The following is a 25,811-nucleotide window of genomic DNA, read 5'->3' on the forward strand; positions in this document are numbered from 1 at the left end:
ATATGGCTATGAAAAGAATTTTAACTACTTCACAGCGTGAACAACTTCTTTCTGTAGACCACTTATCAGAAGAGGATTTTAAAGCGTATTTTAGTTTTTCTGATTATGATCTGGAGGTTATTAATCAACACCGTGGAAAGGTCAATAAACTAGGATTTGCGATACAACTTTGTTTGGCCCGGTATCCTGGGTGTTCTTTAAGTAATTGGCCGATTAAATCAACCAGACTAACTTCTTATGTGAGTCGACAGCTCCATCTTGATGCAATTGATTTAAATTCATATGATCATAGAAATACACGTGCAAATCACTTCAACGAGATCTTAGAAGTATTCAACTATCATCGATTCGGTAGTGCTAATACACAAAAACAGTTAATAGAATATTTAATTGAACTAGCTTTAGAAAATGATGACTCTATCTATCTAATGAAAAAAACAATTGATTTCTTAACTCGAAAAAGAATTATTTTTCCATCTATAGCTACACTTGAAGACATTATAAGCCGCTGTCGAGATAAAGCAGAAAACAACTTATTTTCAATATTACTCTGTTCATTAACAGATATACAAATTGAAAAACTAGAGAGTTTGTTTCAAATTTATGAAGAGACGAAAATAACTAAACTCGCTTGGCTAAAAGACATTCCAGGTAAGGCAAATCCAGAAAGCTTTATGAGTATTTGTAAAAAAGTGGAAGTGATTGCTTCCATGGGACTCGGGACAATTAATGTCTCCCATATTAATCGGAACAGGTTTCTTCAGCTAGCTAGACTAGGGGAAAATTATGATGCATATGACTTCTCCCGTTTTGAGCTTGAAAAAAGATACTCTTTACTTATTGCTTTTTTAGTCAATCATCATCAATATCTGATCGATCAACTGATTGAGATTAATGACCGCATTTTAGCAAGTATTAAACGCAAAGGGACACGTGATTCACAAGAACAGTTAAAAGAAAAAGGAAAATTGGCTACTAAAAAATTGGAACATTATGCTTCTTTAATTGATGCTCTTCACTTTGCAAAAGATAATGATAGTAATCCTTTTGACGAAATTGAACGAATCATGCCTTGGGAAGATTTAGTACAAGATGGAGAAGAAGCTAAAAAAATTACAGGTAATAAAAATCATGGCTATTTAGAAATGGTTCGAAATAAAGCTAATTACCTCCGAAGATACACGCCAATGTTATTGAGGACCCTTTCGTTCAAAGCAACTCCGGCAGCAAATCCAGTCCTCATGGCCCTAACTCAACTAACTGATTTACACAATAGTGGTAAAAGAAAAATACCGGCAGATACTTCTACTGATTTTGTGAGTAAAAAATGGAAAAGCCTTGTTCGGCCAGAAGAGGGGAAAATAGATCGGTCTTACTATGAGTTAGTAGCTTTCACCGAGCTAAAGAACAATATTCGATCAGGAGATATTTCAGTTGAAGGAAGTATGATCCATCGAAATATTGATGATTACTTAGTTGATTTATCTGCTTGTATTGATTCAGAAACTATTCCAGACACGTTTGAGGACTATTTAAAGGATCGGGAAATAATTTTAGATTTACAGCTTCAATTTTATTCGACAGTTGATAAGAGAATTTCAAGAGCAAACCTTAAAAAGTTGGAAAAAGTTACACCTAGCGAAGCAGAAATATATAGAAAAAAACTTTATTCAATAATTCCTAAGATAAGGCTTAGTGATCTTTTAATTGAGGTGGACAGTTGGACCAACTTTTCACAAGAATTTAGTCATGATTCTACAGGGAAACCGCCGAGTGAACAAGAAAGAAAAATTATTTTTGCTGCTTTGCTGGGTTTAGGGATGAATATTGGTCTTGAAAAAATGGCCCAATCAACTCCTGGAATTTCTTATTCTCAGTTAGCCAATGCCAAACAATGGCGCTTTTATAAAGAAGCTCTGACTCGTGCTCAATCTGTTTTGGTTAATTATCAGTTAAAGCTTCCTGTTGCAGACTTTTGGGGTGAAGGAAAAACCACTGCTTCAGACGGAATGCGCGTCCCAGTGGGCGTCTCAGCTCTAAAATCCGATGTTAATCCACATTACAAAAGTATGGAAAAAGGAGCTACAATGATTCGATCAATAAATGATAGGCATACGACTCATCATATCGAGGTTGCTTCAACTAATACAAGGGAAGCTACTCATACCCTTGATGGCCTACTTTATCATGAAACAGATCTAGATATTGAGGAACATTTTACTGATACAAATGGGTATTCTGATCAGGTGTTTGGAATGACCGCATTACTAGGCTTTGATTTTGAACCTCGCATCAGAAATATAAAAAAATCACAATTATTTTCTATCAAATCACCTTCCTACTACCCTAACTTATCAGAAGATATAAGCGGAAAAATCAATGTAAAAATTATTGAAGAAAACTATGATGAAATTAAACGAATCGCCTATTCGATTCAAACAGGAAAAGTATCTAGTTCTTTACTATTAGGAAAGCTAGGCTCATACGCACGTAAGAATAGAGTAGCTCTTGCACTGAGAGAACTAGGTCGCATTGAAAAGAGCATTTTTATGATAGATTATATTACAGATAGTGAGCTACGGCGAAGGATCACTCATGGACTAAATAAGACAGAAGCGATTAATGCTTTAGCTAGAGAACTATTTTTTGGGCGACGCGGAAAATTTATGGAGCGCGATATTCGCCGACAACTTCAAAGTGCTAGTGCGCTTAATGTGTTAATAAATGCAATAAGTATATGGAACGCCGTCTACTTACAAGCAGCTTATAATTATCTCGTCAAAATAGATCCCGAAGTAACTAAGTATATGAAGCATGTATCTCCTATTAATTGGGAGCATATCACTTTTCTTGGAGAGTATAAATTTGACTTGTTATCTATTCCTAAACACTTAAGAGAATTGAATATAAAAAATAAATAGGCCTTGAAACATTGGTTTAGTGGGAATTTGTACCCCTTATCGATACAAATTCCCACTAAGCGCTCGGGACCCCAGGTAAGAAAAATTCATCAACGGAAACATGAAGTAACGATACAAGGTCATAAAGAACTTGTATGCTGGGGTGTTGCCCTTTATTTTCAATATTAGTTAAGTACCGTGGGTCAATTTCAATCAATGCTCCCACTTGTTCACGAGTTAAACCTCGTTTCAATCGAGCTTCTTTAATGGCTAAACCAAAGGCTCTAAAATCATATTTATCTTCTTTTTTACGCATAGTAGACCACCTCTATACATTTTATTGTTCCTACTGAATTAAAAACAGGTATAGAAAAACGTGTTATATGGTTTATAGGTTTATATTTAATAAAAAGCACTACTAAACGCCAATAAAAAAACCGTTATATGGTAGTGCTATTTACGCTGTTAAAATATTGTATATTACTTCCAAATGGCGGTTTGTTGGAGGTCAACGTCGCCATGAAGTACATCATATACAATAAATTTCCTTACATTGGGTTCTTGTCAAAAAAAGTCGTCTATCTGCAATAGATAAGTACGTCCACCAATGTGGTTTTATAAATCATATAGATAGAATAACAGAAGCATGTAAACAGAGAAATAAATCTGTTTATATGCTTTTTTGGCTATTCAGAACTTTTTTACAAAGTTTATTTATCAGTAATGCAACAAATCCCCCTTTCACATTGGGACTAAGAGTGAAAGGAGATAAACGAGCAAGGCTCACTTCCTTTCCTAGACAGAAAGGGGGTGAGAAACATGAAACCATCTTCTTTTCAGACCACAATAGAAAATCAGTTTGACTATATCTGTAAACGTGCTATGGAAGACGAGCGAAAGAATTATATGCTTTATCTTTCAAGGATTGCAAAGCGTGAGGTGTCCTTTTCGGATGTTGGCGATTATCTTGTTAGCCAGTTTGCGACAACAGATAACTATTCAACTGACTTTCAGATTTTTACACTCAATGGGTTATCAGTAGGCGTTGAAAATGATTTGTTGAGTGAAGCATTACGTGAGTTGCCAGACAAGAAACGTGAAATTCTACTGCTGTTTTACTTTATGGACATGAGCGATTCAGAAATTGCAGACCTGTTGAAATTGAACCGTTCTACTGTCTATCGGCATAGAACCAGTGGACTAGCCTTAATTAAAAAGTTTATGGAGGAATTTGAAGAATGAAAACACAATATCCTATGATTCCCTTTCCTCTCATTGTAAAGGCAACAGATGGCGATACCGAAGCGATTAACCAGATTCTACATCATTACAGAGGGTACATAACGAAGCGTTCCCTACGACTTATGAAAGATGAATATGGCAATCAAAGTATGGTCGTTGATGAAGTCTTACGTGGAAGAATGGAAACCAGACTGATTACAAAGATTTTGTCATTTGAAATTAAGTAATATCCTCTCTCCTTTCGTGGAAGCGTGCTAAACCATTCCACGCTTCCCGAACAGGGAGGTTTGTTATTCCACCAAAGCATATTGAGCTTTCAATGTGTTTTGATAGGCTAACGAGCCATTGTTCTTTGAAAACTGAATAAAAGTAATCGAATACGTTTCGATAAGAAAAGAGCCAACGGAACTAACCGCCATGACCTATCTTATAAAGATAGCGAGCGATTCATGTTAGTGATCCGAGAAGCAATCTTTAGCAGGATTGCCTGCAACGACATTCTTATCGTGATAATGATACTCCCATACAGTCAATAGTCCGAGCGTGATAAAACCGTCGCAGGCAATGAGTATGGCTACATGAGAACCATGCAGGGGTGGAACTCCCGTGAGCTTTGCTAAAGCTGTTCGATTGCTGGTAAAACAACTTTTATGAAATCCAAATAAGTGATTTGGAAAGGAGGATTTTATGAAGCAGACTGACATTCCTATTTGGGAACGTTATACCCTAACCATTGAAGAAGCGTCAAAATATTTTCGTATTGGCGAAAACAAGCTACGACGCTTGGCAGAGGAAAATAAAAATGCAAATTGGCTGATTATGAATGGCAATCGTATTCAGATTAAACGAAAACAATTTGAAAAAATTATAGATACATTGGACGCAATCTAGCGTCGCCAAAGGGTCTTGTATATGATAAAATAGTATTAAGTCGTATCAAGGCTCTTTCCATAAAGGAAAGGAGCAAATGCCATGTCAGAAAAAAGACGTGACAATAAAGGTCGAATCTTAAAGACTGGAGAGAGCCAACGAAAAGACGGAAGATACTTATACAAATATATAGATTCATTTGGAGAACCGCAATTTGTTTACTCGTGGAAACTTGTGGCTACAGACCGAGTACCAGCAGGAAAGCGTGATTGTATCTCACTTAGAGAGAAAATCGCAGAGTTACAGAAAGACATTCATGATGGTATTGATGTTGTAGGAAAGAAAATGACACTCTGCCAGCTTTACGCAAAACAGAACGCTCAAAGACCAAAGGTTAGAAAAAACACTGAAACTGGACGCAAATATCTTATGGATATTTTGAAGAAAGACAAGTTAGGTGTAAGAAGTATTGACAGTATTAAGCCATCAGACGCTAAAGAATGGGCTATTAGAATGAGTGAAAATGGTTATGCTTATCAAACCATCAATAACTACAAACGTTCTTTAAAGGCTTCATTCTATATTGCTATACAAGATGATTGTGTTCGGAAGAATCCATTTGACTTTCAACTGAAAGCAGTTCTTGATGATGATACTGTCCCTAAGACCGTACTAACAGAAGAACAGGAAGAAAAACTGTTAGCCTTTGCAAAAGCTGATAAAACCTACAGCAAAAATTATGATGAAATTCTGATACTCTTAAAAACAGGTCTTCGTATTTCAGAGTTTGGTGGTTTGACACTTCCAGATTTAGATTTTGAGAATCGTCTTGTCAATATAGACCATCAGCTATTGAGAGATACTGAAATTGGGTACTACATTGAAACACCAAAGACCAAAAGTGGCGAACGTCAAGTTCCTATGGTTGAAGAAGCCTATCAAGCATTTAAGCGAGTGTTAGCGAATCGAAAGAATGATAAGCGTGTTGAGATTGATGGATATAGTGATTTCCTCTTTCTTAATAGAAAGAACTATCCAAAAGTGGCAAGTGATTACAACGGCATGATGAAAGGTCTTGTTAAGAAATACAATAAGTATAACGAGGATAAATTGCCACACATCACTCCACATAGTTTGCGACATACATTCTGTACCAACTATGCAAATGCAGGAATGAATCCAAAGGCATTACAGTACATTATGGGACATGCTAATATAGCCATGACGCTGAACTATTACGCACATGCAACATTCGATTCTGCAATGGCAGAAATGAAACGCTTGAATAAAGAGAAGCAACAGGAGCGTCTTGTTGCTTAGTAGTACAAATGAATTTACTACTTATTTACCACTTCTGACAGCTAAGACATGAGGAAATATGCAAAGAAACGTGAAGTATCTTCCTACAGTAAAAATACTCGAAAGCACATAGAATAAGGCTTTACGAGCATTTAAGAAAATATAAAAAGATAATTAGAAATTTATACTTTGTTTTATATATAAAATTTTTACACATATTTCTTGACAGGGCTTTCATATTGAGATACAATATATTTGAAAAGAGTATATATAAAATTTTTATATAATATAAAGGAGGTTTCCCATGTACTTCCCAACATCCTCTGCCTTGATCGAGTTTCTCATCTTGGCTGTACTGGAGCAGGGGGATTCTTATGGTTATGAGATTAGTCAAACCATTAAGCTCATCGCCAATATCAAAGAATCTACGCTCTATCCCATTCTCAAAAAATTGGAAGCCAGTGGCTTTCTAACCACCTACTCTAGAGAGTTTCAGGGGCGTATGCGCAAATACTACTCCTTGACCAATCGGGGCGTAGAGCAGCTCGTTACTCTAAAGGAAGAGTGGACGCTCTATACCGAAACCGTCAACGGCATCATAGAAGGGAGTATCCGCCATGACAAGAACTGACTATCTGACTCAGTTAGAAACCTATCTCCATAAACTACCTGAAGCTGACCGCATCGAAGCTATGGACTACTTTAAGGAACTATTTGACGATGCAGGTCCAGAGGGCGAAGAAGAACTCATTGCTAGTCTAGGAACTCCAAAAGAAGCAGCTCATGATGTCCTCTCTAACCTCCTTGATAAAAAAGTTAATGAAGCCCCTGCTCAAAAGAATGACCGTCAACTACTACACATTGCCCTACTTGCCTTACTAGCAGCCCCTATCGGAATTCCTGTTGGAATTGCAATTATATTAACCATTATCGGGCTTTTTATCGCAGCCGCCTCCGTCATTCTGGCCTTCTTTACCGTCTCTGTGACGGGTATCCTACTGGGCGGACTCTTTATCATAGAGAGCTTTAGTGTCCTAGTCGAAGCCAAATCTGCATTTATCTTGATTTTCGGGGCTGGTTTGCTTGCTATCGGTGCTTCTTCTCTTGTTCTACTAGGTATCTCCTATGTAGCCCGTTTCTTTGGGCTCCTGATCGTCCGCTTGGTGCAATGGATTCTTAAAAAAGGAAAGAGAGGTGACAGACATGCGTAAATTGACGAAAGGATTTCTCATCTTTGGTGTGGTTTCTACAATCCTTGGTTTTATCATGATCATTGTAGGCGCCCAGTCCAATGGTATTCAAAGTTTGCTTGCCATGTCAAAAGACCCCGTCTATGACAATCGTATCGAAGAAGTAACCTTTGGAAATGAAGTGGAAAAACTTGATTTGACCCTTGAAGAACATAGCCTAACCATCAAAGAGTCTGTAGATGACAAGATCCATATCACCTATCATCCTTCCGTGTCTGGTCGTCACGATCTGACTACTGGCATGAGTGACAAAACACTGACTGTCACTGACAAACAAGCCTCACAACATCGCTTTCTAGGTTCAGGAATCGAAGGCCTACTTCGTATTGCCAGCAGTTATTCTCACCGTTTTGACGAAGTCATTCTCTCCCTACCTAAAGGAAGAAAGCTGCAAGCAATCACCGTTTCAGCCAATCGTGGACAAACTAATATTCGTCAAGCCAACCTTGAAAATGCAACCATCAAAACAAAAGGCTATCTCTTAAGACTAACAGAAAGTTCTATCAAGAACAGCACACTAACGGCACCTCATATCATCAATATCTTTGATGCCGAATTGACAGATAGTCAGGTCAAGACGGAGGGAGCACACATCTATGCTGAAAATATCCAAGTTCACGGCAAGGTCGAGCTAGAGGCTCGTTCAACTCTACAACTCATTCTCTCCCAGAAAGAGACCGACCGTATCAATCTAGAAATTTCTTCTCAGCATGGTGGTATCTATCGTCAACCCAAAGAAGAACATCGTGGACAAAAAGAGAATGTACTTGCCAACCCTTATAAAACGGAAAAAGCAGATATCAAGGACCTGCTCATTGCAAAAGCCAACCAGGATATCTACCTACCTAAAGAAGAGTACTCTTCTCCATCTAGAAACCATTGACAAAAACGCTTTCATCTGCTAGTCTAAAGATAGAAAATGACCATAAAAAAGGAGGTTCCACCATGACACAAGAATGGTTTGAAAGTGCCGATCTTGAGAAAAAATCACCTCAGACGAAATCAGAAATCCAACCCGACGAGCCAGAGACTTCGGAAACTGTGGAAACTGAACCACAAGCAAGCCAAGAAACTTCTGTCTCACCTAAAGAGTTGGAGACCCATGAGGAGGAAGCTCCCGAAATGATTGAGGAAACCCAAACCGAGGAAGAGGGAGAAGGGAAAACTGAAGAGGAGCACAAGCAAGAAAACCCTGCAAAAGAGAAAAGTATCCTCAGCAAGGCTTTAGAAAGCCCCTATATCCCAGATATTGACCCTCGTAAAACAGCCAGATTAAAAGAAGAAATCGCACTATTTTGGACTTGGCTGCTGGATGCTATCCAAGAACCAACTACCAGCAAAACTACGGACCAAAGGCATCGTTATAGTGTCTTTGCCCTACTCACCTTGCTGTCTTCGATTAACCTTTTCTTTAGTATCTATCATATCAAGCACCTCTACTATGGCTATATGATTTCTATTGCTAATGGTTCTCCTAACCAGCTCCCACCTTTAGATCTCTTTGCTGGCCTTTCTATCTTGGTCGCTAGCGCTCTATTTTACTTTTCCATCATTTTGGGAGGCTTTACTGTCCGACGTGTGTTGGACCAGGAGAGCGACTTTACATTCCAAGAAGCCTTTGAGCGGTATAGCAGACTCTTTGCTATCCCACTTGTCCTAACAGCTCTAGCAAGTTTCTTTGCACTCTTTGGTGGCTTACGATTTGCTGGTATCCTCACTCTTCTAAGCATAGCCATCTTTGCCCTTGGCAATCTCTTTGTGATTAGCAAGCCAAGTAAGACCAGTAGCCTCGACCCATTTTATCGTTTCTTACTAGCTGTCTTACTTGATGGTGCTATTCTCTTACCCTTCTTCATAGCAGAGCTCGCGCTGACAGTTGACTACCTTCGCATCCTGACCTTCTTTTAACCAAAATCCCTGCCATTGACCAATGACAGGGATTTTTAGACTTACTCTTTTTTAAACAAGGCCTACTCGATGGTTGCCAATTCCTCAAAATCTTTTCCCAAAATGGCTTGTACTTCTAGTTGATTGGCATCTAGTTGATGGTAAAATGCTGTTGGTAGCGACTCTAGGAATCTTGCATAATCCAAGCGGGCGATGGATTCGTAGTCTTCTGCTTTGGACCCATCACCAGAAATCGTCACTAGATCAATCTCCCAAACAAGTTCCTTGCCTGCCAGCTGTTCGGTATAAGGAGCTGGTACAAAGGGTTCCTTTGGTAAAATCGTTTTGACTCCCTGGGCTAGGTGGTAGATACCGTGTACCTTGCCTTGGGCGTCTGGGTAAAATTTCACACTGGCAAGGTAGGCATCAGAACTTTGAACCTTCTTGACCAGCTCTTCAAAACGTGCCAATCCATCCTCAGCAAAAAAGCTCTCGAGGTATTCCTTGTTGAGATAGATAGGTGACAAGAGTCCTTGGCAATAGACTAGACGAGTCGCCTTATCCGCTAGATAATGCTTGACCGTTTGTCGGAAATAAGCTTCAAAGTCAAAGTCTTCTAGCCCTTCTACCACTTGCCCCAACTTGCTCGATAGGACTTGGAGGAGAGCTTCTACAATCTCCCAGTCCGCTCTGGTAAGGAAGTCTGGAATCACCACTTGATAACCTTTTCGACTATCCGCATAGTTCACCTTGAAGAGAAATTGCGACTGGCCTACAATCCCACACTCGATATACTCGAGACGATTGAGGGGCTGACGGAGATAGACCGCATCATAACTGTGTGATTCCAAGCCCTCCACCAAGGCCAAGATAGACTTAGCAGTCAAGACCTCCTGTTGTCCTAGAATGCTTTCTTTATTTGGGATAAAAAATGTTTTCGCCATAACTGGCCTCCTTTGAAATCGTTTACATACAGTATACCCTATTTTCCTGAAAGATACAGAAACAAATTTTAGATTTTTAGATAAAAAGCATAGAAAAACAGCCCCTAAGGGCTGTTTGCTTTATACTGTAGCGACTTGATCCAAGCTTTCACCGATAGCTGCTAGGCGCTCGATTACTTCTGCTTGTGTCAATTCATTTTCAGCAACATAGCGGTTTCGTGGGTGAACACGGCACTCGTGTGAGCATCCACGAAGGTACTTGTCTTCATTTTCTTCTGATGTTAGGATACGACGGTTACAGAAGGGATTTCCACAGTTGACATAGCGTTCACATGGTGTTCCATCAAACCAATCTTTCCCTACGACGGTTGGGTTGACATGGTTGACATCGACTGCGATACGCTCGTCAAAGACGTACATTTTCCCATCCCAAAGCTCACCTTGAACTTCTGGGTCCTTACCGTAGGTTGCGATTCCTCCGTGCAATTGTCCGACATCTTTGTAGCCTTCACGGACCATCCAACCTGAGAATTTCTCACAACGAACGCCACCTGTACAGTAAACCACGACACGCTTGTCCATGAATTTTTCCTTGTTATCACGAACCCATTGTGGCAACTCACGGAAGTTGCGGATGTCTGGGCGGATAGCCCCACGGAAGTGTCCTAGGTCGTACTCATAATCGTTACGCGTGTCAAGGACAACGGTATCTTCGTCAAGAAGGGCTTCTTTGAACTCTTTTGGAGACAAGTAAGCACCTGTAGTTTCAAGTGGGTTGATGTCGTTGTCAAAGTCGTTGTCTTCCAAACCAAGGTGGACAATTTCTTTCTTGTAGCGAACAAACATTTTCTTGAAGGCCTGTTCACTTTCTTCATCAATCTTGAACCAGAGGTCTTCCATGCCTGGGAGGCTGTGAACGTAGTCCATGTATTTTTGAGTTGTTTCGTAGTCACCTGAAACAGTCCCGTTAATCCCCTCGTCAGCGACTAGGATACGGCCTTTGAGACCGATTGATTTACAGAAAGCCAAGTGGTCTGCAGCAAATTGCTCTGCGTTTTCAATTGGAGTATAAAGGTAGTAAAGTAAGACACGAATATCTTTTGCCATAAGATTTGTTCTCTTTTCTATTCTTAAATTTTCAGAATTTTTCATTCAACTATACTAGTATACCCACTTGGGAAAACGAATGCAATTTATTTGACCGGAAATTGTAGAAAGAGTCCTACCCCTGCACTTCATCAGTAACCATACCGAATCGCAGATAATTCTCTCAATTTTTTGATTTGCTTAGCTTGACTTTCTGACAAACCCAGCTTATTGTCAATCAACACACGTGAGATGTCAACATTCATTTGGCTCAGAATAAATGGAGTAGAGGTTCCATCATCCTCTAATCGTTTTTGATAAATCACTAACTGATTTTTCAAGGGAGTAAGTTGAGGCGCAGCCTTTATATCTTCCAATAGATGATCAATGATGGTCATGGCTTCACAACGCCTTTCTCTACCTCCAGCGAACCATTTTAATGGTGTCATTCTCATTTTTCTCCTGAAATTCGCTTATAAATTGAAAAACTATAATCCCTAACTCTCATGCTAATATTTTACCCAAACACCCTATGTAAAAAAGTCAGCAAAAATGGCAAGGTTGCTACAATATTATTGATCACATGCACCGCATAGGATGGATAAATGCTCTTGGTATAACGGGTCAAACCAGCAAAGATGATTCCAGATGTTGTAAAAACGAAAATATCTAACAGACTAGGCAGACTTGAAAAATGAGGAAGAGCAAACAAAATGGAAGGAAGAAGCAAATCAAGGCCAAATCTCGAATGTTTAAAGAAAGCATGTTGCAACAAACCCCTATAGATCAATTCTTCCATCAGTGGAACCAGAAAGAACAGGGCTATATAGATACTTAGCTCTGCAAAGTTAGTCCCACTATAACCAATCAGTACAGCCCAACCTTCCGCAGTTGACTGAACATGTTTAGCTGTCTGAACGTTAAAAGAGATCTGGAGCACTACCACTAATACTGTCAAAATCGAATACCAAAGCCATTTTTTTCTTGGAATGCGAAAGAGATAACCATGGCCTGTCTTAACCAGAATCCAAATCATGACTCCGCTAAATAGCAAACTCAAGATATTTTGAATCCAGAAGAAATTGCCAATCTGGGAAGAAAATTGCCAATAGTTTTGGACAATAAGCGTCAGCTGAGAAAGACCAAATACGAAAAATAGGTAAGAGAAGACAGCACTCATTTTGAAAAGAAAACGATATTTTTTCATAATAAATCCCCTATAGATGTATGTGTATCACATCGCATAAACCCTCAGAACCACTCTTTTCATGTTTGCATCCTAAAAATCACTACCTCCCCTAGAGAACTAGGGAAGGCAGTGATCACATTTTTAGGAATTAGGAATGAATACACGAAATCAATCAATCTTATGATTTTTTGTTTTTCAAGAATTCGTCATATTGTTTTTGCATTTCGTTCAATACTTTTTCGTAGGCACCTTCAGATTTCAATTTTTCCATCAATTCTGGAATAGCTTTATCTGGGTCTACAGTACCAGTGTTGATAGCTGTATCGAATTGTTGCATTGTGTTAGAGATTGCTGAAATTTCAGATTTCACACTGTCAGTGTTAAAGATAAATCCAAGTGCTGGAGATTCTTTAGCTTCTGCCAATTGTTTCTTAGAATCTGCAATTTGTTGGTCTGTAACGTTTTCGTTGATGTAAAGGATCCAGTTGTTACCAGTGTTCCAACCTGACATGTGAGTGTTTCCTTTATATCCATCAAGGACGCGGACACGGTTTTCTTTACCTTCAACTTTTTCCCAGTTCTTACCTTCTGGACCATAAACAAGACCGTTCAAGAGTTCTGGGTTTGTGTTCAAGAGATTCAACACTTCCATTGATTTTTCTTTGTTCTTAGAGTTGTTTGAAATGACAAAGTTAGCAACTTGTGTTGTTTGGTTTTTCTTGATGAAGTTAGTGATTGGTTTGATTTGGATATCTTTGTTAGCAACACGTGAGAGCAAGCTGTTACCATAGTCAGCTGGTCCTACTGTTTCTTCACGAACGAACCAAGTATCTTGTTGAAGGTCAAATGAAGTGTCGCTTGTTGCTACGTCTTTTGGAATGTATCCAGCTTCATAGAATTTGTGAAGAGTCTTCAAGTGTTCTTTGAAACGAGGCACTTCGTAACGGTTTACGATCTTAGTAGTGTCTCCTTCAAGGTCAATAACAAATGGAAGTCCGTTTGGTACTGGGTAGTCAAAGTTATCAGATGGGATAAAGTTCTTCGTAACCGCAAATGGTACTACGTCTGGAGCTTTTTCTTTGATTTGTTTCAAGACTGGCTCAAGTGTTTCGTATGAAGTTACACCTGAAATATCGATACCGTATTTAGCAAGAAGAGTTCCGTTGAAGGCAAAGTTTTGAGATGATGCAACGTTAGCTGCAACTGGTACTGCATAGATCTTACCGTTTACAGTGTTCCCTTTGATGTAAGCTGGGTCAAGTGCTTTGTAAAGCTCTGCTCCTTCTTTTTTATACAATTCTGTCAAGTCAGCATAAGCACCTTTTTGAGCATTTACGACATAGTTAGATGCAAATGCGATATCATAGTTTTCACCAGATGATGTGATAACTGACATTTTCTTATCATAGTCACCCCATCCGAGGTATTGGATATCCAATTTAGCACCGACTTTTTCTTCGATGATTTTGTTTGCATTTTCTAGCAATTCATCCAAGTTGTCTGGTTTGTCACCGATTTGGTACATTTTGATTACAGGTTTTTCACCTGAAGTAGTATCTGCAGCTTTTTTGTTGTTACCTGTAAGGTTTCCACAAGCAGCAAGACCAGCAGCCAAAGCGACTACGCTAGCAGATGCAAAAGCATATTTTTTCCAGTTTTTCATGATAAAAACTCCTTTTTTTATTTTTAAACTTATAAACGATTTAATGATTTGTAACTTCAGTCACTAAGATGAAGTTGGGAAGGGAGAAACGGTGTTTCTCAACAAGTGCTATTCTTTGACACCACCGATCGTCAACCCTTTAACAAAGTAGCGTTGGAAGAATGGATACAGAATCGCAATTGGAAGGGTTGCAACAACAACCATGGCCATACGACCTGTTTCTTTCGGTAGAGCGACTCCCAGTTGACCAGATAGGCCGACTGCTTTTGCGATGTAGTCCATATTTTGTTGGATTTGCATGAGCAAATATTGCAATGGATACAAGTTGTCACTCTTGATGTAAAGAAGGGCGTTGAACCAGTCGTTCCAGAAACCAAGAGCTGTCAAAAGCGTGATAGTTGCGATACCTGGAAGTGACAAGGGCAAACAAATCTGGAAGAAGATCCGAGCTTCACTGGCACCATCGATACGAGCAGATTCGAGAATGGCTTCTGGAATGGTCTTCTTGAAGAAGGAACGCATCAAGATGATGTTGAATGGTGAGAGGAGCATTGGAACAATCAAGGCCCAAACGGTATCACCCAGTTGAAGCAGGCGAGTGACCACGATATAGCCTGGTACCAAACCAGCGTTGAACAACATACTAAGAAGAGCGAAGATCGTAAAGAATCTGCGGTACTTAAAGGTTGTCCGTGAGATGGCGTAGGCATAAGTAGTTGTAATGAAGACGTTGGTCACTGTTCCGACTACAGTTACAAAGACTGAGATAAAGAGCGCTTGGAGGATCTTATCTTTAAACTGAGCTAGGAACTGGAATCCATCTACACCAAATTTCGAAGGGAAAAAGCTATATCCATACTGGAGGATGCTCTTTTCATCTGTCACCGAAATGATGATAACGAAGATAAAGGGCAAGATACAAGAAAGAGCGATCAAACCAGAGATAATACTAAAGAAGATATCTGCTTTCTTACTGAAGGAGTGAATGCCGACATTATCGATTTTTTCTTTTTTAATTTTCTTTTCTGCCATATTCTCCTCCTTTCTAGAACAAAGCTGAGTTTGGATCAACTCGTCTTGCAAGCAAGTTTGATAGGATAACCAGAATCAAACCGACAACGGATTGGTAAAGACCGGCTGCTGAAGCCATACCGATATCTGCTGTCTGAGTCAAACCATTAAAGACATATACGTCTAAAACGTTGGTTACATTGTAAAGCTGACCAGCATTGTGTGGAATTTGATAGAAGAGACCAAAGTCTGCACGGAAGATATTTCCGACTGCAAGGATGGTCAAGACTGTTACAAGCGGAGTCAACTGAGGAATGGTTACGTTGCGAATGCGTTGCCACTTGCTAGCCCCGTCCACTGTTGCTGCTTCGTAGTAGGTTGGGTCAATTCCCATGATTGTCGCATAGTACATGACACTGCTATATCCAAAGCCTTTCCAAATACCTAGGAAAAGGAGAAGGTATGGCCAAATGCCTAAGTCAGCGTAGAAGTTGACTTCCTTCATGCCAATGGATGTTAGGAAATGGTTGAAGACCCCTTTGTCAATGTTTAGGAAGGCATCTGTAAAGAAACTGATGATAACCCATGACAGGAAGTAAGGGAACAACATAGACGTTTGGAAAATCTTAACCATTCTCTTAGAGCGAAGCTCGCTGAGGATGATGGCAATCCCTACTGATACAATCAAACCGATAAAGATAAAGCCAAGATTGTAGAGAACGGTATTTCGAGTGATGATAAAGGCATCTTTTGAACTAAACAAGAATCTGAAATTATCTAACCCGACCCATTTACTATTCACAATACTATCTATGAAACCATTACTGGTCATATGGTAGTCTTTAAAGGCAACCACATTCCCAAATACTGGAATGTAAAAGAATAGAATCAACCAGAGTGCCCCTGGTAAAACCATCAAGAGAAAGATCCAGTTATCTCTCAAGGTCTTTGAAAACTTTTTCATAATTTCCTCCCTTTTTATTCCTAAAAACTGATTTCATCGAATTTTTAGGTTTGATAACGATTACATTATTAGTATACTCCTATTTGAAGGCTAGGTTAAACTACTAATTATAGAAAAAACTCCACAAATTATTTTATGTGGAGAAGTTTGTTATAAGAAATAGGTTTCACGAGAAACACTCTGACTCGGAAAAGATACCTTTAAGTCGTATAAATCGTCGATGCTGTCGCAATGGTATGCCACTGGTTGGCTGTAGTGGCTGCGAAATCCTTGTCTGCATAGAAGTCAGTAAATGGTAGAATTTCAACTTCTAGCTCGTCGATGTGGTCAATCTGATTAGACAGATAAGCCTCTATACGGCTTTCTGCTCGTTTGATACGTTGCAAAAGTCCGCCCATACGGATATCGACTGTATCCAAGCCAAAGACCTTATTTTCTTTCAACCATTGACGGCTAAAGAGGGCATGGAATTGTTCAATCTCGCTTCTGAGTTTTGGTAATTCTTGTCTTGCGATTTCTTGTAGACTTTCTTTATCGTTTGTTTGGTAGGCCTGACGAATGCGTCGTCCCACATCCACTTTAGAACTTAAAATAGCATTCAACTGGGCCTGAGTTTCAAAGAGGTAAGCATAATTTCCTGCTTTTTCTTTGATTTCAGCAAGCGTCTCAGCTGCCTGAGCAAAGTGCGGTTTGTCCTGTTCAGGCGTCATGTGTCTATCAAGAATAGGGCAGAGAACATCCTGATAAAAGACATAGCGGTTGGGATTGATACCACTGAGATTATCTGGCAGGTCTGGCAAGAGGTTAGCTAGGTCAATCTGCATGAAGTCCTCAACTGATAGACCTGTATTGGTCTTGAAGTGGGCAGACAAACGGTCGAGGTTATTGCGGTAGCTGAGTTCTGCCCAGATTTGCAGACTTGGTAGAATGGAAAACTGGGCAGTTTCCCCACCATTGTCCCCCCAACCCGTTACAATGACTTCTTTGATGTCGTTAGCACGACAGGCTTTGTTGGCCTCCGTAGCGATGAGACGGCTGAAATGGTTGTTGGGTGTGAAACCAATCCACTTCCAAGCACCACCTGCAAAGGCAATATCTTGGCTAATCTTGTGATGGTTGCGGAAATTGCGATTGTATTTTTCCTCGCTATCCTGATAATAGTCCCAGTAAACCAAGGTTACACGGTCTTTGAGACGATCTAGGTAGACACGAGTTTCCTCAGGAATCTCCACATCGCGGTCATACTGGCCATCTGTTGACATGAGTTTAAAGAACATATCGCTCCACATTTGGCAGTGGAAACCATACTTATCGGCAATATCCAGCACGCGCTCCAAGTGTTGGCACATGAGGAGACTACGGTCCACAACACCGTTCAAAATGAGGTAGCGCCCCAAACCAACCAAATGGGCTTCGTCCATCCCGATATTGACCTTGCGAGTCTGTAGTTTAGACAGAGTGGCAAACATCCCGTCAATCAGGTCATACACCTTTTCTTCGCCGATAAGGAGAATATCTTCTACATCACGGAGCTCCTGCACTTCTTTGACACCCCATTTGACGAAGGCCGACAAGTGGGCCAAGGTCTGGATGCAAGGCACAAAGGTCATGTCAAACTGCTGAGCGTAGGTTTCGATTTCCTGCAACTCCTCTGCTGAATAGGCGCCACGGAAATAACCAAAATAAGGCTGCCCCTCAATCTGATAAGTGTCTTCCATATAAAGCTCAAATGTTGAGTAGCCCATGAGAGCCAAGACTTCAATCATCTGTTTGGCAGATGCGACATTGAGCACGGCATTGCGCGAGCAGTCTGCCATATAGGCCAAATCTTCATAAGCTGCCTGCTCCTCAATCTCGACCTTATCCCCTTCTTCCAGAGCTGTTGCCAATAAGGACAAGGCGCGGTAAAGTTGGTGAGGTTTGTCATAAGTCAGGTGATACTGTCCACCCTCACCCTTGAGAGAGATAGATGCTTGGTCAGACTGAGCGACTGCAACTTCCACATCTGCTAGCGAAATATGCTTTTTAAGCAACTCTAATGCTTGCTCTTGTTTGGGACTAAGTCCTGTAAATCTTACCACTGATTTTCCTCCTGTAGCCAGTTGACAAGGGCACCGTAGAGATTGGCGTCTGCGTGATAGGTGCAGGCCTGGATAACTGGTGCGACCGTGTATTCTTCGTAGGTTTCGACAAATGCATCGACAGCTTTTTTGACACCTTGGATAAAGTCTGGGTTCTGACTGATGGAGCCTCCCAGACTAATGACATCTGGGTCGATGAGATACTGGATATTGAGCAAACCTTGCGCCAGATTACGGTTCATGCGCAAAATAGCTTCTTGACAAAGACCATTGCCAGCTGCAGCCTCTTGGTAAATCTTGCGACCGTCCCAGTCAGTCTGACCAGATTTTTCAATCACGTAGCGCACCATATTTCCAGTTGACGCTAGTTGCGACCAGTTGTTGAGTTTTTCAGCAGGTGCAATGGTTGTCATGTAGCCAAACTCTCCTCCCAAGCCGTGGCGACCACGGTGAAGTTTTCCATTGACAATCATGGCCCCACCAATCCCTGTCCCAATAACGACACAGGCTGCATTTTCAATCTCTGGATGTGCTAGCAGTTCACTCAGTCCAACACAGTTGGCATCATTTTCTAGATGGACAGGTAGCTTGTGATGAGCAAGAGCTTCATACCAAGAAAAGCCATGGATGTAAGGTACGGCACTGATGCCCTCAATCACACCCGTTTCTTGATTGACCGCGCCTGGAACGCTCATGGCAATGCCCTTATAATCTTTCTCCGACAGACGTTGGTCTAGCCATGCCAGTAAATCTTCTAGGGTTTCTGGTGTCGGTGTACTTGTCTTATCTAGTATTTTTCCATCAGGAGTCAGACTGGCAAACTTAATCCCAGTCCCTCCGATATCAATGGTTGCAATGATCATTGTTCTTTACCGTAAAAAGGGGCGAATCAGCAGTTAGCCCTTACTCTTTCGCCCCTCCTTTCTATCTCATAGTATTAGTTATCAAACACTTTAAAACTGTTAAATGTCTTCTTTTTTGATCAATTCTGTACGAATTTCTTGTGGTGCTAAGAGTCCTGAATGAACGGGATATGGTCGCTCAAGTAAGTCAAGAATGGTTTGTTGGTATTCTGATATACGCACATTTTCTTGACTCATATTGTAGTAACGAAGTACATACCCTTCTTCATTTTCAGCTACCTTAAAGGCTGTTGGGCAGACTTGTGGCAAGCTGAGTGCTACATGGCTCAAGAGACTGCCAGTCGCAGCAACACTTCCTTCTTGTTTAGCAACTTGAAGACTAGTGAATGGTGTTTGGAAGGCTTTGGCACGACGGAAGGCTGAGAAGCGTTCTTGTGCTTGGTGGCATTCCAGAGCAAACTCGACTTCAAACTCACGCAAGCACTGAGCTTCTGGTGTTGGGAAGTAACCCCAGTCACCTAACTCACCTGAGGCACGAAGAATGGTCACGGCAATGGTATCGTCTCCAAGGATTTCATACTCGTGCAGTCCTTTATTGGCTACTGTCACCCCTTTTTCATCATCATAAAGGCTGACAAAGGCTTGTTGGTGTTGTGGATTTTCAGGATTTTCCCAAGAAGCAGCTGGTTTGTTTGGTCTTGTCACCACCTCATAGATGCTTTCAGAGTCATTGCTTGGACGAGTGTTATGAGTCTTAACCAAGAGACGGATACGGTGGTCCTTGGCTGTGTTGGTAAAGCGAGTCTTGAAACGGATTTGTGGATTGTCAACAAAGACGGTCATCTCTGTTTCAAGAAGAATGCTTGTCAGTTCATCTGAACGTCCAGCTTCACGCGTCATAAACTCGATGATACCTCTTTGTTCCGCATCCAGTTTTTCGTCTGCACTTACTGGAATTGTCAATTCATGCTTGAGCAAGATCTTGGTAAAACGAGCTGTATTTTCCAAGACCTCATAGCCTTTCAGCTCGGCGTAGATAGGCTCTGTTCCTTTTGGTTGGAAATAGATGTACTCATTTCCGATGTCACCACGGTCTTCAAAACGAATAACATCCTCATACGCTTCATGAGTTGTCTTGTCGTAGACTGTGATATTGTCATCCACACTGACCGTTACAAATGGCGTATCAATTACTCCATTTTGGTAAATACCGTCACGATGTTCTTGTTCTCCTTCAAGCAATTGGAAAGTTGTCCAAGAAAGTGGTGCTAGATGAACAGGCACTGTCACGCGCACTTGTCGAGCGATACGAGCCTGACGGAACTTGTCTTTTGGCAAATCATACTCAAAATTAGCTCCCAGATCTTCGATTTTCGCTTCTACAGCATGTCCTTCCAAGTCTTCGACACGGTAGTTTGGCAAGGTCAAGGCTGCCATTTTCTTGTAGCCTTCTGTTGGGTGCAATTCTTTGAAATCACAAGTCGCTACATCAATCACGGTGCTGACTGTATCAACCTTGTCATGCAAGCCTGTGTTAATGACGGTAAAGAGATGGTCGCTTTGGGCTTCGTGGGTTGCGATTTTACCCTTCCATTCGTTGAGAAGGTTGGTCTTAACAAAGTTTCCGACTTGACTGACCTTTGCAAAACGTGTCTCCATCTCACGGTGAACCTCGTCCACGCTACAGCCACAGATACTATCATGCGGAGCATTTTGTAGAAGGACTTTCCAAGCATAGGTCAACTGGTCCTTGTGGTTCTGCCCACCAGTGATGACCGTTAATGGTTCCACCACTTGTTCTAGCAAGTTGCTATTTTCTTGGAAGGCTTGTTTGAGGTAAATCCGTGATGAGGAAGTGTTGGCAAGTGTGTACCAGCCATCTGTTTCCTGACTTGTCAACTCACCTGTAACCGTTGATAACTGCTCTGGTAGGGCACTTTCTACTGCATGGACATAGTCATCAAAGGAACTATGCACAAAGGTCACATCTGGGAAGAGTTCATTGGCCACACGAATGGCTTCGCTCAGATTTCGCTGTACAGGCTGGTGGTCACATCCGTTCATCATCAACCATTGGTTGGTCGAAGCGTAGTCACGCACGTCTGACAATTTTTGTTTCCAGAAGGACAGGGCCTCGTCCTTATCAACTGGGATTTCATTCCCGTTACTGTACCAGTTAGCAAAGAGGATACCGAGAACACGACTTCCGTCCGCACCCTGCCAGTACATTTCTGAAAACTGAGAAGTAAACTGCTCATCTTCGAGGACTTGGTTGTCAAATCCAATCGGCTTCACACCACGGCCAAAGGCTGCCACGTGAATACCTGATTTTTGAAGGATTTGGGGAGCTTGCCCCATATTTCCAAAGGTATCTGGGAAGTAACCAATCTGGGTTGATTTGCCCCATTTTGCACATTCTGCTTGACCAATAAAGGTATTGCGAACATTGGCTTCGCTGGAAATCAAGTAGTCATCCTGCAAGATGTAAAAGGGACCAATTTTGAGTTTGCCTTGGTCGATGTAACCTTGGACTTTGTCGCGATTTTCAGGGCGAATTTCCAAATAGTCATCCAGAACAATGGTTTGGCCATCCAAGTGGAAACTCTTAAACTCAGGGTCATTTTCAAAGAGATCAAAAAGATTGTCAAATAATTCCACCAACTGCATCCGGTGGCTTTCAAAAGGCAAGTACCACTCACGGTCCCAGTGACTATGTGAGATAATATGTACAACAACATTTTCCATGAAGTAAAACCTCATTCTAAATTTAAATTTTAACGTTTTAAATGTAAAGGTGTGATTCTGACACGAATCGGTGAAACTAAAGCGCGCTCCTTATACTCAATAAAAATCAAAGAGCAAACTAGGAAGCTAGCCGCAGTCTGCTCAAAGCACTGCTTTGAGGTTGTGGATAGAACTGATGAAATCAGTAACCATACCTACGACAAGGCGAAGTTGACGTGGTTTGAAGAGATTTTCAAAGAGTATTAGCGGATATCCAAGTAATCCAAGACCAACTCACAGAACATCATGTTGGCCCAAGAGAACCATTCACGTGAGTAAAGCGTTGGGTCGTCCACGTGGAAGCTTTCATGCATGACACCTGTGCCACCATCGCAGGCAACGAGCTGATCCAGCAAGTATTTTTTCTCTGCCTTATCTCTTGTTGTCAAGCCTTGGATAGAAAGGGCAATGGGCCAGATATAGCGATAGAAGGTATGAGAACTTCCGAGACCGCTAGCGTATTCTCCTTGGTAGAAGTATGGATTTTCAGGGCTCAGAATGGTCCGACGAGTTGCTTGGTAAACCTCATCGTCAATGTCGCAGTAGCCCAGATAAGGCGCAGCCAACAAACTTGGTACGTTTGGATCATCCATGATGCTAGCATTTCCTAGACCATCCACTTCAAAGGCGTAAATCTTTTCACCCTTGCTGTTGGAGGTATAAGCGTAGTTTTCGATTCCCTCTTGGATTTCAGACTGGAGACGCTTAGCATCTGCAATAATACTCTCGCTATCAGCTAGGTCTAGCTCTGCAAAGATTTCTTGCACGTAACCCAAGACTACTACAGCAAACATATTGGACGGAATCAAGTAGCTATACTGGCAGCAGTCATCACTCGGTCGGAAAGCTGACCAGGTCATACCTGTCACTGCAAAGTCAGGTCCAAATCCATCATTTACCAAGGTGTCTTCCTTGCGGTCCGTATCACGGACAAAACGATAAGGAGAATTCTTGTGGTCTTGCTCCACTGTCCATAGATGAAGAATTTCCTTGGTCGCTGCGATAAAAGTCTCATCAAACTGACTGGTCTCGCCAGTCTCTTTCCAAAGGAGATAAGCCAACTGCAAAGGATAGCAAAGCGAGTCCACCTCATACTTGCGTTCCCAAATCCAGCCATTAAGGTCGGTATGATCAGTCTCGTGGTGGCCCTTCCAATTCTCCTCAATGTTAAAAGAGTTGGCATAAGAATCCTTGAGAATCAAAGTCATCTGACGTTTGACCAAACCTGCAATAGTCTGACGCAGGAGGGCATCTCTTTTAGCCACATGAAGATATGGTCGTAGCTGGGCTGTCGAATCCCGAAGCCACATCGCAGGAATATCCCCAGTCAATACAAAGGTTGAGCCATCTTCTAGAATCTCGACCGTATTGTCCAAGGTGTCTGTATAGCAACGCTCAAAGACATCTACCCACTCGGGATGGTCCTTAGCCCGCTCCGCTACTTCATCCAGCCATTCTCTAACAATTTCTTTCGAATAAATCATCGTGCAGTTTCCTCTTTCAAACAAGTTTCATGTTCAGTATATAGTTTTTGAGACAGAAAATACATACACAAATGATAGTCATTTTTCTACAAAATTGCTTACTTTCGAACCCCATATCTAAAGGTCTCATTTTTCTGATATAATGTAGAAAAACAGCTAAAGGAAATACCATGAAACCACTACTTGAAACCATCGATACCCGCTTTGGGACTGCTAGCAAACATGCCTTTTCTCGAGGAAATACCCTGCCCTACACAGGCGTTCCTTTTGGGATGAATTATTTTGTTCTCCAGACCAGTGACCAGGAGGGAGCTTGGTTCTTCGATCCGCATCTGCCCATCTTTCAGGGGATTCGCTTAACCCACCAGCCCAGTCCTTGGATTGGGGACTACTCTTGGCTCCTTCTGACACCTGTCACAGGTCAGCCTGGGGGAAACAGTCTCTTTCACCGCCAGTCTTCTTATGATATAGATAAAGCTTGCTTCCAGCCTCACTATTTGAAACTCTTTTCTCTGCGCTATCAGATTGAAACCAAGCTCACACCGACATGCTATGGCGCTTCTATTCGTTTGGAGCAAAAGCAAGGCAAAGCCCTCTCCCTCTATCTTCACGCAGCAGATGAACTGACAGTGGAGCAAGTAGATAAGCGGACTCTTTCCCTACGACAAGAAGGTAAAACTGAGACTAACAAAAATCCACTGATACTGTTTACTGCCCTACAAATGAACACGGATATTCTTGCTGTCAGCCAAGAAGGTGGAGACTGGCGAATTGACCTGACAGATAGTCATGCTGAAATCCAGCTAGCAACTTCTTTCATCTCGCCTTCTCAAGCTCTGCTTAATCTACCTCAAACGGACTTTGATAGCTGTAAAGCAAGTGCGAAAGCAGACTGGGAAAATCTCCTCCATCGTTTTGACATACTAGAGACAGGAGAGGCTGACCGGACCTTCTTTGACCACTGCCTCTACAGACTCTTCCTCTTCCCGCAGACTTTTTATGAAGTGAACGAGTCAGGGCAAGCCATCCATATGGACCTGACTACTGGTACTGTCAAGCCCGGTGTCCTCTTTAGCAACAATGGCTTCTGGGATACCTTTCGGACTACATTTCCCCTCTTTGCCCTTGTCATACCGGAACACTATCGCCTCTTTTTAGAAGGCTTTCTCAATAGCTACCGCGATACTGGATTCCTTCCAAAGTGGCTAGCTCCAGATGAACGGGGCATGATGCCAGGTACCCTGCTAGATGGCATTATCGCAGACAGCGCCTGCAAGGACATGGCCCCCGACCTAGAAGAAGAACTCCTCCAAGCCATGCTTGAAACAGCCACTAAGTCCGACCCTCTCGGCATCAATGGTCGCCATGGACTAACCCAATACCTAGAGTTAGGCTACCTCTCTACTGACCACCACGAAAGCGTCAGCCACACCCTAGACTACGCCTATAGTGACTTTTGTATCGCCAGCTGTGCCGAAAAACTAGGTCAGAATGACATCGCGAAAACTTATAGAACTTCGTCACAAAATTACCACCATCTATTTGACACTGCGACGGGCTACATGCGTGCGCGAGATAGCCAAGGCAACTTCCGCCCCGACTTCTCTCCTTATAGTTGGGGACGCGACTACGCCGAATGCTCTGCCATTCAAGCGACTTTAGGAGTCCTCCATGACATCCCAGGCTTAATCCAGCTTATGGGTGGAAAAGAAGCCTTTAGCCACTATCTTTTGAAAGCCTGTCAAGATGCTCCCCTCTTTGAGACGACTGGCTATGGTTATGAGATTCACGAGATGAGCGAGATGGCTACCGCTCCTTTTGGGCAAATCGCCATTTCCAACCAGCCTAGCTTCCACATTCCTTATCTCTTCCGCTGCAGTGACTACCCTGACTACACTGCTCTACTCATCAAGTCGATACGTCAGAAAGCCTTTCACCCAAGCTGGCAAGCCTATCCTGGCGATGAGGACAATGGCAGTCTCTCTGCTTGGTATATCTGGTCAGCTCTTGGATTCTACCCGACCTGTCCAGGCAAACCAAGTTACGATCTCGGAATTCCTCTCTTTGACCATCTCCGTATCTACCTGGCTAAGGAAAATAAATGGCTGGATATCCATGCCAAGCAAAACCACAGCCACTTCAACTTTGTCAAAGAATGTCGATTGGACAAGACCATAGTATCTAGCATTCAACACCAAGACCTCTTGAAAGCTGAGCAACTAACCTTTACACTTAGCTGGTTGCCAAATCACTCCTAACCAAAAGAACCTTTGCATCGCGCAAAGGTTCTTCTT

The 25,811-nt window shown here is 41.7% G+C and carries 21 protein-coding genes and 1 pseudogene; 10 read left to right on the forward strand and 12 right to left on the reverse strand.

The features are described from left to right. Nucleotides 1-2 precede the first annotated feature (2 nt). Nucleotides 3-2,921 carry a Tn3 family transposase gene (locus SOR_RS09180; protein ID WP_001240982.1) on the forward strand — a complete coding sequence of 973 codons (2,919 nt, stop codon included), beginning with the start codon at nucleotides 3-5 and terminating at the stop codon, nucleotides 2,919-2,921. Between the two features lie 73 nt (nucleotides 2,922-2,994). Here SOR_RS09180 and SOR_RS09185 read toward each other — a convergent pair. After that, nucleotides 2,995-3,216 (reverse strand): annotated as a pseudogene (locus SOR_RS09185) (helix-turn-helix domain-containing protein); the annotation flags it as partial. Between the two features lie 503 nt (nucleotides 3,217-3,719). Here SOR_RS09185 and SOR_RS09190 point away from each other — a divergent pair. From SOR_RS09190 to SOR_RS09225, 8 genes are all read left to right on the forward strand, one after another. After that, nucleotides 3,720-4,142, forward strand: coding sequence for a sigma-70 family RNA polymerase sigma factor (locus SOR_RS09190; RefSeq protein ID WP_000804885.1), 423 nt, complete (start codon nucleotides 3,720-3,722; stop codon nucleotides 4,140-4,142). Continuing rightward, on the forward strand, nucleotides 4,139-4,369 hold the full coding sequence (locus tag SOR_RS09195) for a helix-turn-helix domain-containing protein (protein ID WP_000857133.1): 231 nt from the start codon (nucleotides 4,139-4,141) through the stop codon (nucleotides 4,367-4,369). Before SOR_RS09190 ends, SOR_RS09195 begins: the two co-directional genes overlap by 4 nt. Before the next feature lie 460 nt (nucleotides 4,370-4,829). Beyond that, a complete protein-coding gene (locus SOR_RS09200; RefSeq protein ID WP_000814511.1) occupies nucleotides 4,830-5,033 on the forward strand; it encodes an excisionase in 204 nt (67 codons plus the stop codon). 81 nt (nucleotides 5,034-5,114) lie between these two features. After that, the gene (locus SOR_RS09205) at nucleotides 5,115-6,332 is read left to right on the forward strand and encodes a tyrosine-type recombinase/integrase (protein ID WP_001291561.1); all 1,218 of its coding nucleotides are present in this window, start codon (nucleotides 5,115-5,117) and stop codon (nucleotides 6,330-6,332) included. A 283-nt stretch (nucleotides 6,333-6,615) separates the two neighbouring features. Next, on the forward strand, nucleotides 6,616-6,942 hold the full coding sequence (locus SOR_RS09210; protein ID WP_000273861.1) for a PadR family transcriptional regulator: 327 nt from the start codon (nucleotides 6,616-6,618) through the stop codon (nucleotides 6,940-6,942). Beyond that, nucleotides 6,929-7,522, forward strand: a complete 594-nt coding sequence (locus tag SOR_RS09215; RefSeq protein WP_000198649.1) for a DUF1700 domain-containing protein — start codon at nucleotides 6,929-6,931, stop codon at nucleotides 7,520-7,522. Before SOR_RS09210 ends, SOR_RS09215 begins: the two co-directional genes overlap by 14 nt. Continuing rightward, nucleotides 7,515-8,444: a DUF4097 family beta strand repeat-containing protein gene (locus tag SOR_RS09220; RefSeq protein WP_001229035.1), complete on the forward strand. Its 930-nt coding sequence runs from the start codon at nucleotides 7,515-7,517 to the stop codon at nucleotides 8,442-8,444. Before SOR_RS09215 ends, SOR_RS09220 begins: the two co-directional genes overlap by 8 nt. Before the next feature lie 62 nt (nucleotides 8,445-8,506). Further along, entirely contained in the window at nucleotides 8,507-9,469 is a 963-nt protein-coding gene (locus SOR_RS09225) for a DUF6574 domain-containing protein (RefSeq protein ID WP_000191327.1), read from the forward strand. Nucleotides 9,470-9,531: 62 nt separating this feature from the next. Here the strand turns inward: SOR_RS09225 and SOR_RS09230 are convergent, their stop codons facing one another. The 11 genes from SOR_RS09230 to SOR_RS09285 all read right to left on the reverse strand — a co-directional run bounded on the left by SOR_RS09230 (nucleotide 9,532) and on the right by SOR_RS09285 (nucleotide 23,517). Then, nucleotides 9,532-10,392, reverse strand: a complete 861-nt coding sequence (locus SOR_RS09230; protein WP_001140328.1) for a DUF4299 family protein — start codon at nucleotides 10,390-10,392, stop codon at nucleotides 9,532-9,534. 120 nt (nucleotides 10,393-10,512) lie between these two features. After that, on the reverse strand, nucleotides 10,513-11,499 hold the full coding sequence (gene trhO / locus SOR_RS09235) for an oxygen-dependent tRNA uridine(34) hydroxylase TrhO (RefSeq protein ID WP_001030026.1): 987 nt from the start codon (nucleotides 11,497-11,499) through the stop codon (nucleotides 10,513-10,515). Nucleotides 11,500-11,630: 131 nt separating this feature from the next. After that, a complete protein-coding gene (locus tag SOR_RS09240) occupies nucleotides 11,631-11,927 on the reverse strand; it encodes a bacteriocin immunity protein (RefSeq protein WP_000188098.1) in 297 nt (98 codons plus the stop codon). Between the two features lie 68 nt (nucleotides 11,928-11,995). Further along, the gene (locus tag SOR_RS09245) at nucleotides 11,996-12,685 is read right to left on the reverse strand and encodes a CPBP family intramembrane glutamic endopeptidase (protein ID WP_000760768.1); all 690 of its coding nucleotides are present in this window, start codon (nucleotides 12,683-12,685) and stop codon (nucleotides 11,996-11,998) included. Nucleotides 12,686-12,845: 160 nt separating this feature from the next. Further along, nucleotides 12,846-14,330 (reverse strand): ABC transporter substrate-binding protein, encoded by a 1,485-nt coding sequence (locus SOR_RS09250; RefSeq protein WP_000800398.1) that lies wholly within the window; start codon nucleotides 14,328-14,330, stop codon nucleotides 12,846-12,848. A gap of 108 nt (nucleotides 14,331-14,438) precedes the next feature. Beyond that, nucleotides 14,439-15,362, reverse strand: a complete 924-nt coding sequence (locus SOR_RS09255; protein WP_000818344.1) for a carbohydrate ABC transporter permease — start codon at nucleotides 15,360-15,362, stop codon at nucleotides 14,439-14,441. Between the two features lie 13 nt (nucleotides 15,363-15,375). After that, nucleotides 15,376-16,305, reverse strand: a complete 930-nt coding sequence (locus SOR_RS09260) for an ABC transporter permease (RefSeq protein ID WP_000714584.1) — start codon at nucleotides 16,303-16,305, stop codon at nucleotides 15,376-15,378. 200 nt (nucleotides 16,306-16,505) lie between these two features. After that, the gene (locus SOR_RS09265) at nucleotides 16,506-18,386 is read right to left on the reverse strand and encodes a beta-N-acetylhexosaminidase (RefSeq protein WP_000251378.1); all 1,881 of its coding nucleotides are present in this window, start codon (nucleotides 18,384-18,386) and stop codon (nucleotides 16,506-16,508) included. After that, complete coding sequence (locus SOR_RS09270) at nucleotides 18,380-19,249, reverse strand: ROK family protein (RefSeq protein WP_000582505.1); 870 nt, start codon at nucleotides 19,247-19,249, stop codon at nucleotides 18,380-18,382. The genes SOR_RS09265 and SOR_RS09270 overlap by 7 nt, the downstream gene beginning before the upstream one ends. 99 nt (nucleotides 19,250-19,348) lie before the next feature. Further along, the gene (locus tag SOR_RS09275; RefSeq protein WP_000432721.1) at nucleotides 19,349-21,994 is read right to left on the reverse strand and encodes an alpha-mannosidase; all 2,646 of its coding nucleotides are present in this window, start codon (nucleotides 21,992-21,994) and stop codon (nucleotides 19,349-19,351) included. Nucleotides 21,995-22,236: 242 nt separating this feature from the next. After that, a complete protein-coding gene (locus SOR_RS09285) occupies nucleotides 22,237-23,517 on the reverse strand; it encodes a glycoside hydrolase family 125 protein (RefSeq protein ID WP_000640502.1) in 1,281 nt (426 codons plus the stop codon). Nucleotides 23,518-23,687: 170 nt separating this feature from the next. On the opposite strand from SOR_RS09285, the gene SOR_RS09290 reads away from it, so the two are divergent. After that, nucleotides 23,688-25,775 (forward strand): GH92 family glycosyl hydrolase, encoded by a 2,088-nt coding sequence (locus SOR_RS09290; RefSeq protein WP_000803390.1) that lies wholly within the window; start codon nucleotides 23,688-23,690, stop codon nucleotides 25,773-25,775. The last annotated feature ends 36 nt before the right edge of the window (nucleotides 25,776-25,811 follow it).

Origin of the sequence: Streptococcus oralis Uo5, from assembly GCF_000253155.1 — a bacterium.
In the GTDB taxonomy this organism is placed as follows: domain Bacteria; phylum Bacillota; class Bacilli; order Lactobacillales; family Streptococcaceae; genus Streptococcus; species Streptococcus oralis_L.